The 10,863-nt window shown below is 56.6% G+C and carries 13 protein-coding genes; 5 read left to right on the forward strand and 8 right to left on the reverse strand.

Annotation, left to right across the window (positions count from 1 at the left end; genetic code table 11):
• Nucleotides 1-14: 14 nt before the first annotated feature.
• Nucleotides 15-803 carry a PhzF family phenazine biosynthesis protein gene (locus tag DD606_RS07115; RefSeq protein ID WP_032658391.1) on the reverse strand — a complete coding sequence of 263 codons (789 nt, stop codon included), beginning with the start codon at nucleotides 801-803 and terminating at the stop codon, nucleotides 15-17.
• A 176-nt stretch (nucleotides 804-979) separates the two neighbouring features.
• On the opposite strand from DD606_RS07115, the gene DD606_RS07120 reads away from it, so the two are divergent.
• Nucleotides 980-2,176 carry a sugar transporter gene (locus tag DD606_RS07120; protein WP_017693434.1) on the forward strand — a complete coding sequence of 399 codons (1,197 nt, stop codon included), beginning with the start codon at nucleotides 980-982 and terminating at the stop codon, nucleotides 2,174-2,176.
• A gap of 43 nt (nucleotides 2,177-2,219) precedes the next feature.
• On the opposite strand, the gene DD606_RS07125 is transcribed toward DD606_RS07120, so the two are convergent.
• Nucleotides 2,220-2,885, reverse strand: coding sequence for a MarC family NAAT transporter (locus DD606_RS07125; RefSeq protein WP_023324645.1), 666 nt, complete (start codon nucleotides 2,883-2,885; stop codon nucleotides 2,220-2,222).
• A 256-nt stretch (nucleotides 2,886-3,141) separates the two neighbouring features.
• Between DD606_RS07125 and marR the strand changes: the two genes are divergently transcribed.
• From marR to marB, 3 genes are read left to right on the forward strand one after another with little or no spacing between them, the layout of a single operon-like run.
• Complete coding sequence (gene marR, locus DD606_RS07130; protein ID WP_003857182.1) at nucleotides 3,142-3,576, forward strand: multiple antibiotic resistance transcriptional regulator MarR; 435 nt, start codon at nucleotides 3,142-3,144, stop codon at nucleotides 3,574-3,576.
• Between the two features lie 20 nt (nucleotides 3,577-3,596).
• A complete protein-coding gene (marA, locus tag DD606_RS07135) occupies nucleotides 3,597-3,977 on the forward strand; it encodes an MDR efflux pump AcrAB transcriptional activator MarA (protein WP_001303241.1) in 381 nt (126 codons plus the stop codon).
• 32 nt (nucleotides 3,978-4,009) lie between these two features.
• A complete protein-coding gene (gene marB, locus DD606_RS07140) occupies nucleotides 4,010-4,225 on the forward strand; it encodes a multiple antibiotic resistance protein MarB (RefSeq protein ID WP_003857184.1) in 216 nt (71 codons plus the stop codon).
• Between the two features lie 38 nt (nucleotides 4,226-4,263).
• Here marB and eamA read toward each other — a convergent pair whose 3' ends face one another.
• On the reverse strand, nucleotides 4,264-5,163 hold the full coding sequence (gene eamA, locus DD606_RS07145) for an O-acetylserine/cysteine exporter (RefSeq protein WP_063944716.1): 900 nt from the start codon (nucleotides 5,161-5,163) through the stop codon (nucleotides 4,264-4,266).
• A gap of 193 nt (nucleotides 5,164-5,356) precedes the next feature.
• On the opposite strand from eamA, the gene ydeE reads away from it, so the two are divergent.
• A complete protein-coding gene (ydeE, locus tag DD606_RS07150; RefSeq protein WP_003857189.1) occupies nucleotides 5,357-6,574 on the forward strand; it encodes an efflux MFS transporter YdeE in 1,218 nt (405 codons plus the stop codon).
• A gap of 46 nt (nucleotides 6,575-6,620) precedes the next feature.
• Here the strand turns inward: ydeE and zinT are convergent, their stop codons facing one another.
• The 5 genes from zinT to urtB form a co-directional block, all read right to left on the reverse strand.
• On the reverse strand, nucleotides 6,621-7,259 hold the full coding sequence (gene zinT / locus DD606_RS07155; RefSeq protein ID WP_003857190.1) for a metal-binding protein ZinT: 639 nt from the start codon (nucleotides 7,257-7,259) through the stop codon (nucleotides 6,621-6,623).
• A gap of 52 nt (nucleotides 7,260-7,311) precedes the next feature.
• Nucleotides 7,312-8,010: an urea ABC transporter ATP-binding subunit UrtE gene (gene urtE / locus DD606_RS07160; RefSeq protein WP_058652194.1), complete on the reverse strand. Its 699-nt coding sequence runs from the start codon at nucleotides 8,008-8,010 to the stop codon at nucleotides 7,312-7,314.
• A gap of 9 nt (nucleotides 8,011-8,019) precedes the next feature.
• Nucleotides 8,020-8,817, reverse strand: a complete 798-nt coding sequence (gene urtD / locus DD606_RS07165; protein ID WP_015570541.1) for an urea ABC transporter ATP-binding protein UrtD — start codon at nucleotides 8,815-8,817, stop codon at nucleotides 8,020-8,022.
• Nucleotides 8,817-9,890, reverse strand: coding sequence for an urea ABC transporter permease subunit UrtC (urtC, locus tag DD606_RS07170; protein ID WP_129258432.1), 1,074 nt, complete (start codon nucleotides 9,888-9,890; stop codon nucleotides 8,817-8,819). The genes urtD and urtC overlap by 1 nt, the downstream gene beginning before the upstream one ends.
• A partial coding sequence (gene urtB, locus DD606_RS07175) for an urea ABC transporter permease subunit UrtB (RefSeq protein ID WP_129258434.1) occupies nucleotides 9,890-10,863 on the reverse strand: 974 nt, incomplete at its 5' end. The genes urtB and urtC, both read right to left, overlap by 1 nt.

Raw genomic sequence — 10,863 nt, forward strand, 5'->3', positions numbered from 1 at the left:
CCTCTTAGATTTATTCAGCGCAGAAATACTGTGCCCTTCAGATACAGCGCCGCCTGCCCGCCCATCCGCACGCGGTCGCCCTTGAGTTCGCAGCGTACGTCTCCTCCACGGGCGGAAACCTGGCGGGCAAACATCTGTGTTTTGCCAAGCTGTTCACTCCAGTAAGGGATCAGCATGGTGTGCGCGGAGCCGGTGACAGGATCTTCCGGCACGGCCACGCCCGGCGAGAAGAAACGACTGATAAAGTCGTATTCTCCTTCGTCCCGGGCGGTGACGGCCACTTTATGCTCCCCCGGCGTCATGGCGGAGAAATCCGGATTAATGGCTTCCACCTGCTCGCGGCTCTCCAGTACCAGCACCCAGGCGCGGCCTTTTCGCGCCTCGACGTAGTGGCTGATACCGAGTGCGGTGAGCAACTCCGGTGGCGGCGTCTGCGCCTGCGTCGGGCAGGCCGGGAAGTCCAGCGTCATCCAGTCACCTTCACGGCTGACGGTCAGGCGACCAGAGGCAGTGTCAAAATGAAGGCGTGAGTCCGGATAATCCAGTTCGTTAAACAGAATATACGCCGCGGCAAGCGTCGCGTGACCACACAGATTAACCTCGGTTAGCGTGGTGAACCAGCGCAACTCGATCCCCCCTTTTGTACACACAAAAAACGCGGTTTCCGACTGGTTATGCTGTTGTGCCATCCGCAGTAACGTCTCATCCGGTAGCCACGCGTCGAGGGGGCACACCGCCGCCGGGTTGCCGCCAAAGGAGGACGCGCTGAACGCATCTACCAGATAAAAATCAATCTCCTGCATTGTGTTACCGCCTGTTTTTGTTGTGTTGTTCTTTATCTTCAATGAAAACAACCGCGTTCGCTACCGCTGCATGAAGGTAAATTTTGTGATTCATATCACATAACGGTTGAGTTTTCGCCGTTTAAGGCTTTAAGATCGTCTCCTCATCTTTCAGGCAACGAATCCCAGATATCCCTATGACAACACACACGGTTTCCCGCAGGGTCGCGTGGCTACGCGTGGTCACGCTCGCCATCGCAGCGTTTATTTTCAACACCACGGAATTTGTTCCGGTTGGGCTGCTGTCCGACATTGCGGCCAGCTTCCATATGGAAACGGCACAGGTTGGCATTATGCTGACCATCTATGCATGGGTGGTAGCGCTGATGTCGCTGCCGTTTATGCTGCTGACCAGCCAGATGGAACGTCGTAAGCTGCTGATTGGGCTGTTTGTGGTGTTCATTGCCAGCCATGTGCTGTCATTTATGGCATGGAACTTCACCGTGCTGGTCATCAGCCGCGTCGGCATCGCGTTTGCCCATGCCGTTTTCTGGTCGATCACCGCATCGCTCGCCATTCGTCTGGCCCCGGCGGGGAAACGCGCCCAGGCGCTGAGCCTGATTGCCACCGGAACGGCGCTGGCGATGGTGTTAGGCCTGCCGATCGGGCGCATTGTGGGTCAATACTTCGGCTGGCGCACCACCTTCTTTGCCATCGGCATGGGGGCGCTGATCACCCTGGTGTGTCTGATCAAACTGCTGCCAAAACTGCCCAGCGAACACTCCGGCTCGCTGAAAAGTCTTCCGCTGCTGATGCGTCGACCGGCGCTGATGAGCATCTATTTGCTGACCGTGATTGTGGTGACCGCCCATTACACGGCCTACAGCTATATTGAGCCGTTTGTTCAGGTTGTGGCGGGCTTTAGCGCTAACTTTGCCACCGTTCTGCTGCTGATCCTGGGCGGCGCGGGGATTATCGGCAGCATCCTGTTCGGGAAGCTGGGCAATCAGCATGCGTCTGCGCTTGTAAGCAGTGCGATTGGCCTGCTGCTGGCATGTCTGCTGTTACTGATGCCTGCGGCAGGCAGCGAGAGTCATCTGGCGATCCTCAGTCTGTTCTGGGGCGTGGCGATCATGATTATTGGTCTGGGAATGCAGGTCAAAGTGCTGGCGCTGGCCCCGGACGCCACGGACGTAGCGATGTCGCTCTTCTCCGGGATTTTTAATCTGGGGATTGGCGCCGGTGCGCTGGTGGGAAATCAGATCAGCCTGCATGTATCGATGTCGGCCATTGGCTATCTCGGGGCGATTCCGGCGCTGATCGCGCTGATCTGGTCGGTGCTTATCTTCCGTAAATGGCCGGTCGCGATGGAAGAGCAGTCCAGCCACGGTTGACGTTTGTTGTGCCGGGTGGCTCTGCGCTTACCCGGCAACGTTTTCAATGATACGTCTTAACAATCTCCAGCACGCCGTTAATAATAAACTGCACGCCCATACAGACCAGCAGGAAACCCATCAGACGGGAGATAGCCTCAATCCCCCCCTTGCCCACCCAGCGCATAATCGCCCCGGAACTGCGCAATGACCCCCAGACAATAATGGCAATAAGCGCAAAAATGATCGGCGGCGCAACGGTGATAACCCAGTGCGGAAATGTCGACCCATCACGCACCGTTGAGGCGGAACTGATGATCATCGCAATCGTTCCCGGCCCTGCCGTGCTCGGCATGGCTAACGGCACAAACGCGATGTTGGCGCTCGGTTCGCTTTCAAGCTCCTCCGATTTGCTTTTGGCTTCCGGGGATTCGTGCGCTTTGTGCGCCGGGAACAGCATCCGGAAACCAATAAAGGCCACGATCAGCCCGCCAGCGATACGCAGACCGGGAATCGAAATACCAAAGGTATTCATCACCAGTTGCCCGGCGTAATAAGCCACCATCATTATGGCAAAGACATACACAGAGGCCATCATCGACTGCTGATTGCGCTCCGTGCTGTTCATGTTCCCCGCCAGCCCCAGAAAAAGCGCCACCGTCGTTAACGGGTTCGCTAGCGGCAGCAACACCACCAGCCCAAGTCCCACTGCTTTAATCAAATCCAACATAATGCACCGCAGTCCTTATCCTTATTCAACATCGCAATTATAGGGGCAAATCCTCGTCCGTAGCCATCCGCGCAGCGTAACCATAATTGTCTCTCGTAATTCATAACCCCAGATTATCTGTATGATCTAAAAGCGTACAGAATGAGTTCCTGAAGCGTTTTAGCATTTCGTGGCATCGGCCGATTCATTCAGTTGACTTATACTTGCCTGAGCAATAATATCTGCCGTGACTAAACTACTTGCCAGGGCAACCATTGTGAAAAGCACCAGTGACCTCTTTAACGACATAATCCCACTGGGTCGTCTTATTCATATGGTTAATCAGAAAAAAGATCGCCTGCTCAATGACTATCTGTCACCGCTGGATATCACCGCAACACAGTTTAAAGTGCTGTGTTCCATTCGCTGCGAAGTGTGTATCACGCCGGTTGAGCTGAAAAAGGTGCTCTCTGTCGATCTGGGTGCGTTAACCCGCATGCTGGATCGTCTCGTCTGTAAAGGATGGGTAGAACGAAGCCCTAACCCAAATGACAAACGTGGCGTACTGGTGAAACTGACCAGCGATGGCGCGGCCATGTGTGAGCAATGTCATCAATTAGTAGGACAAACACTGCACCAGGAACTGACAAAAAACTTAACGGCGGATGAAGTGGCAACGCTTGAGCTTTTACTCAAGAAAATCCTGCCGTAAACAGAAAAAGAGGTATGACGATGTCCAGACGCAATACTGACGCTATCACCATTCATAGCATTTTGGACTGGATCGAAGATAACCTGGAATCTCCGCTCTCCCTTGAGAAAGTGTCTGAGCGTTCAGGTTACTCAAAATGGCACCTGCAACGGATGTTTAAAAAAGAGACCGGCCATTCATTAGGACAATATATTCGCAGCCGCAAGCTGACGGAGATTGCCCAAAAACTGAAAGAAAGCAATGAGCCGATCCTCTATCTGGCGGAACGTTACGGATTTGAATCGCAACAAACCCTGACGCGTACGTTCAAGAACTACTTTGACGTGCCGCCTCATAAGTACCGTATTACCAGTATGCCGGGTGAATCCCGTTATCTGTATCCGCTAAAACATTGCAGTTAATCATCGCCTGTTAAGACGTAACCGAGGAAATCATGAAATTTATCGCCTCCGCCGCCCTCACCTTGCTGGTGCTGGTTTCCGGCCAGAGCTTCGCGGAGCAAACCCCCAGTGCGGGGCAGCAAAATAATCGTGACACCATGATTATGCCGTCCACGCAAAACCAGTCGCCCTGGGACTTCAATCACATGGGCGCTGGCAGCGACAAATCCGACGAATTAGGCGTGCCGTATTACAACCACGACCTGTAATTCGTTTTTGCCCCGCTAATGCGGGGCTTTTTTCTGCCTTAACTCTGCACCCGCGTCGCCCGACGCACCCGCAAGCCAAAGACGTTGATATACAGCCCGGCCATAATCAGCCCTGCGCCACACAGTTGCAGCACGCTGAGCGTTTCATCCAGCAACAGTGCGGCGCTGGCAAGCCCGACCACCGGTACCAGCAGCGATAACGGCGCCACGCGCCAGGTTTCATAGCGTCCGAGCAGCGATCCCCAGATACCATAGCCAATGATTGAGGCAACGAACGCCAGGTAGATCAGCGACAAAATAGTCGTCAGGTCGATCTCCACCAGGCTTTTCAGCATCGCCTGCGGCCCCTCCAGAATAAATGACGCGGCCATAAACGGTACGATGGGGATCAACGCGCTCCAGACCACCAGCGATAAGACCGCCGGACGCGCCTCGTGCTGCATTATCAGCTTGTTAAAGATATTGCCGCACGCCCAGCTCAGCCCCGCCGCCAGGGTGAGCATAAAGCCCAGCAGCGCGACATGCTGACCGTTGAGGCTGCCTTCAATCAGCACCAGCACGCCAAAGACCGCAAGGCTAATGCCCGCCAGCTGCTTGCCCTGCAAGCGTTCGCCAAAGACAAACGCGCCGAGAATGATGGTAAAGAACGCCTGCACCTGAAGCACCAGCGAAGCCAGGCCCGCAGGCATACCGAATTTAATAGCGCAAAAAAGAAACGCAAACTGACCAAAGCTGATGGTGAGGCCGTAGCCCAGCAGCAGCTTGAGGGGAATTTTCGGGCGGGCGAGGAACAGCAGCGCCGGAAACGCCACCAGCAGGAAGCGCAGACCCGCCAGCATCAGTGGAGGCATGTTGTGCAACCCCATTTTGATGACCACAAAATTGAGTCCCCACACCACGACAACCAGCAACGCTAACAGCCCGTCTTTCCGCGTCATTTTCCGCCCCTGAAATATTAAAATTTTGTAAACACTTCAAGGTAACAGAAAAAATAGCCCCGCGAGAAGATCATTAATTCTGGTACTGAAGAGAAGCACTTGCGGATAAATTGGGTGCTATACAAGCTGCCGATCCCATGATAATCCTGTAATAACACAACAAAAAAAGCATAAGCATTTGTCGGGCAGGAAAATGAAACCATCAATCAGGCGCTCAACCGCAGCGCTGCTGGCATCGTCATTGTTATTAACAATTGGCCGCGGGGCAACGCTGCCCTTTATGACCATATATCTCACACGCGTGTACGATATGAGCGTGGAGAATATTGGCTATGCCCTTACCGTGGCGTTGACCATTGGCGTGGTGTTTAGCCTGGGGTTTGGCATCCTGGCGGATAAATTCGACAAAAAACGCTATATGCTGATCGCCATCGTCGCCTTTATCGCCGGGTTTGTGGCCATTCCGCTGGTGAATAACGTGACGCTGGTAGTGCTGTTCTTTGCCCTGATTAACTGCGCCTATTCCGTCTTCTCAACGGTGCTGAAAGCATGGTTTGCCGACGTGCTGACCTCCAGCGAAAAGGCGCGCGTTTTCTCACTCAACTACAGTTTCCTGAACATCGGCTGGACGATCGGGCCGCCGATCGGCACCCTGCTTGTAATGTACAGCCTGCAACTGCCGTTCTGGCTGGCGGCCTTCTGCGCCGCACTGCCGCTCGGGTTTATCCATTTCTTTGTGCAGAAAAGCATAGCCTCGGACAGCCCTGAGGAGAAAATGCCATGGCAACCCTCGGTGCTGCTGAAAGACCGGGCGCTGTTCTGGTACACGCTTTCCGGGCTGCTGGCGTCGTATGTGGGTGGATCGTTCGCCACCTGCATTTCCCAGTATGTCCTCGCTGCACATGCGGACAGTGATTTCGCAGAAAAGGTGGTGGCCGTTGTGCTGCCCGTCAACGCGGCGGTGGTCGTCACCCTGCAATATGCGCTTGGACGGAAGATCACCGCCAGCAATATCCGTCCGCTAATGACCGCCGCGACGCTTTTTTTCATCCTCGGGCTGGGGGGGTTTATGCTTTCCGGCGAGAACCTCATTTACTGGGGGATCGCGGCAGCGATTTTCACCCTGGGTGAGGTTATTTATGCACCGGGTGAATACATGCTGATCGACAATATCGCCCCGCCGGGCATGAAGGCGAGCTACTTCTCCGCACAAGCGCTGGGCTGGCTGGGCGCGGCGGCGAACCCAATGATCACCGGGCTCATCCTGACCCATCTGCCGCACTGGTCATTATTTATCATTATGATGGCCGCCATCATTGCGGCCTGGCTGATGATATTGCGCGGGATGCGCGTGAAAAGTGAAGATAGCGTGTCGAGTAGCGCTGCGCTTACCCGACCTGGAAAACCCTAATCCCAGGCCGGGTAAGGCGAAGCCGTCCCCCGGCAAAACCAACACCTTAGTGGTGCAACATCTCCTCCACCACCTGCTCTTTGTACATCTCATTCGGGTAGTAGGTCGGCCAGTTATCCATCTCTTTCAGCAGCGCCTCGTGGGAGGTGTTGCCCATAAAGATATGGAAGTGTGAAGAGGCTTTCGGCCCGATGATATGGTCGCTGAACTGCACAAACTTAGGCGCCTCGCTCGCGTTATCCTTGCACTCAAACAGGTAGCGCACACCTTTTTTCCCCGACGCATAGGTCAGAATTTTGTAGCCGCTGTAGTCGTAGCGGCAGCTGCTCACCGTTTTGCCTCGGTGGAATTCCATCACGTTGTTTTCAATGCCGATGGCGTCCACGTCCGTCGCGTAACCCTTGCGGTAGTAGGCCTTCACCTCGGCAGCAGATTTTTCTCCCTTCTGCGCTTTCTTTTCGAAAACCGGATCCAGCGAACCATCAAGCAGGAACGGGTAAACAGACTGCCATGTTCCGTCCCAGTCAGACAGCTTCCTGTCCCTGACGTCTTTATCCTCAAAGACGCCGTTTGCCGCCTTCTGTTCCGCCTCCGTCATCTGATGACCGTGCGAATGGGCAAAAAGCGAGCCGCTTACCAGCAGCGTTCCCAAAGTCAGCGCAATTTTTCCAGGTTGTGCAGCCACAGCAAAATCCTCATTCCGTTTTATAAGAATAGGGATGTTATATTATAACATTTCAGATCGCAACCAGCCCGCGAACGCCCTCCCGCTCCATATTCTCCCCGCGCCCCTGCTGGACGATGCTGCCGCGCGACATCACCAGATAGCTGTCGGCCAGCTCTGCCGCAAAATCATAAAACTGCTCCACCAGCAGGATCGCCATATCCCCCCGGTTCGCCAGGCTGCGGATCACCTGCCCAATCTCTTTGATCACCGACGGCTGAATCCCTTCCGTGGGTTCATCCAGAATCAGTAACCGTGGACGGCTCGCCAGCGCGCGACCAATCGCCAGCTGCTGCTGCTGACCACCGGAAAGATCGCCTCCGCGTCGGTGCTTCATCTCCTTCAGCACCGGGAAAAGCTGCCAAATCTCCTCCGGTACGCTCCTGGCGTTTCCCGCGGAGAAGCGCGACAGCCCCATCAGCAGGTTTTCTTCTACGGTCAGACGCGGAAAAATCTCCCGCCCCTGCGGAACATACGCCACGCCGGACTGCACTCGCTGGTGCGGTTTACTGTGAGTGATGGTCTTTCCCTGCCAGACGACCTCCCCGGCTTTCACCGGGATCAGCCCCATCAGGCACCTCAGCAGCGTGGTTTTGCCCACCCCGTTGCGCCCCAGCAGGCAGGTAACTTCCCCGACGACCGCCTCAAAGCTCACCCCGCGCAGAATATGACTTCCGCCGTAGTACTGATTCAGTTCGCAAACCTGTAACATCCCCTCTCCTTAACGTCCCAGATAGACGTCAATTACCTGTTCATTGGCCTGTACCTCGCGAAGCGAACCTTCCGCCAGTACCCGCCCCTGATGCAGCACCGTGACGTGGTCGGCGATGGTCTCGACGAAGCCCATATCGTGCTCAACCACCATCAGCGAATGCTTGCCTGCCAGGGTTCGGAACAGCTCGGCTGTGTATTCCGTCTCTGCGTCGGTCATACCGGCGGCGGGTTCGTCCAGCAGCAACAGGTGCGGGTCCTGCACCAGCAGCATGCCGATCTCCAGAAACTGCTTCTGTCCGTGGGAAAGCAGTCCGGCACGGCGATCGCGCTCACTGCCAAGCCGCAGCAAAACCAGCATCTCGTCAATGCGGTCGCGCTGCTCGCCGCTGAGCGTGGCCCGCAGGCTCGCCCAGACGGACCTGTCGGCTTTCATGGCGATTTCGAGGTTTTCCCCTACGGTCAGCGCTTCAAACACGGTCGGCTTCTGGAACTTACGGCCAATGCCCTGACGGGCGATGGCCGCCGGTTCCAGGGCTGTCAGATCGATGGACTGATCGTAAATAGCTTTCCCGCTTTTTGGCCGGGTTTTGCCGGTGATCACGTCCATCAGCGTGGTTTTACCGGCGCCGTTAGGGCCAATGATGCAGCGCAATTCTCCGACGCCGATATTCAGCGAAAGATCGGTCAACGCCTGAAAACCGTCGAAACTGACGTTAATGGCCTCGAGCTGCAACACCGGATCGGTCTGCTCACGGTAACGATCGCCCGGTAGCTGGCGAGTAAAGAGTCCTTCAGAGGGCTGCATTAATTCTCTCCCTTACGAAACAGACCGAACACGCCGCGTGGTAAAAACAGCGTCACGGCGATGAAAATCAGCCCCAGAAACAGCTGCCAGTACTCCGGCATCGCCACGGTGAAAAAGCTCTTCGCACCGTTGACCAGCGCCGCGCCCATCACCGGGCCCACCAGCGTGCCGCGACCGCCCAGCGCCACCCAGATGGCCGCTTCAATCGAGTTGGTCGGCGACATTTCACCCGGGTTGATAATACCCACCTGCGGAACGTACAGCGCCCCCGCCAGGCCACACAGCACGGCGGAAAGCGTCCAGACCAGCAGCTTGAAACCGCGCGGATCGTAGCCGCAGAACGTCAGACGGTTTTCCGCATCGCGCACCGCCGTTAAAATGCGGCCAAATTTACTCTTCGCCAGCGCGTAGCCTGTGCCCAGGGCCAGCAGCAGCAGCATGACCGTTGCGAGAAACAGCGCGATCCGCGTGGTAGTCGCCGTGACGGAAAACCCGAGCAGCGTGGTAAAGCCGGTAAAGCCGTTATTGCCGCCAAAGCCGGTTTCGTTGCGAAAGAACAGCAGCATGCCCGCATAGGTCAGCGCCTGGGTCATGATGGAGAAATAGACCCCTTTGATCTTCGAGCGGAAAGCAAACCAGCCGAAGACCAGCGCCAGCAGGCCGGGAATCGTCACAATTAACACCAGAGCCCAGGCAAAATGCTGCGTTCCCCACCAGAACCAGGGCAGTTCGCTCCACGAGAGAAACGACATAAACGCGGGCAGCCCGTCCCCGGCCGCCTGGCGCATCAGGTACATGCCCATCGCATAGCCGCCCAGGGCGAAGAATATGCCGTGCCCCAGCGAGAGCATACCGGCATAGCCCCAGACCAGATCGAGGGCCACGGCGACAACTGCGTAGCAGAGGATCTTGCCGATGAGCGTCAACATCCACGTAGAAACGGCCAGCGGATGCGTTGCGGGTAACAGCGCGAGAAAAGGCAGCACCAGCAGCGCCGCAACCAGCAGACTGCCGAAGATTTGCGTGATGCGCGGTGCCCTGCGCGCCAGTGTTAAGGTCAATGGCTGGCTCATCAGTCTGTCACCCTCCCTTTAAGTGCGAATAACCCCTGCGGACGTTTCTGGATAAACAGAATGATCGCCACCAGAATCAGTATCTTGCCCAGCACGGCGCCCATCTGCGGTTCAAGAATTTTATTGAAGATCCCCAGACCAAAGGCCGCCGCGACGCTACCGGCCAGCTGGCCGACGCCGCCGAGCACCACCACCAGGAATGAATCGATGATGTAACCCTGGCCCAGCTCCGGTCCCACGTTCCCCAACTGGGATAACGCCACGCCGCCCAACCCGGCAATGCCGGACCCGAGGCCAAACGCCAGCATATCTACCCGTCCGGTGGGAACGCCGCAGCAGGCCGCCATGCTGCGGTTTTGCGTCACCGCCCGCACGTTCAGACCCAGACGCGTTTTGTTCAGAATCAGCCAGGTGAAGAACAGCACCATCAGCACAAACCCGAGCACCACAATACGGTTCCACGGCAGCGTCAGGTTGGCGAAAACCTGCACCCCGCCGGACAGCCAGGCCGGGTTAGCGACCTCAAGGTTCTGGGCGCCAAAGGTCATGCGCACCAGCTGGATAAGCATCAGGCTGATCCCCCAGGTGGCGAGCAGGGTTTCCAGCGGGCGGCCATACAGATGGCGGATCACCGTGCGCTCCAGCACCATCCCGATACCTGCCGTCAGGCAAAACGCCACCGGCAGCGCCACCACCGGATAGAGCGCCAGCCACTGAGGCATCCACTGCGCCATAACCTGCTGCACCATCCAGGTGGCATACGCCCCGAGCATCAGCATTTCGCCGTGGGCCATGTTAATCACCCCCAGCAGACCATAGGTGATAGCCAGCCCGAGCGCGGCCAGCAAGAGTACCGATCCCAACGACAGGCCCATGAAGGCCTGCCCCAGCAGTTCGCCCCACATCAGCCGGTGCTGAATACGGTCCAGGCTCTCAGCGGCGGCGGCACGTACCCGTGCGTCCGGCTCGGTTT

Origin of the sequence: Enterobacter cloacae complex sp. GF14B (genome assembly GCF_004136805.1) — a bacterium.
Taxonomy (GTDB): domain Bacteria; phylum Pseudomonadota; class Gammaproteobacteria; order Enterobacterales; family Enterobacteriaceae; genus Enterobacter; species Enterobacter hormaechei_C.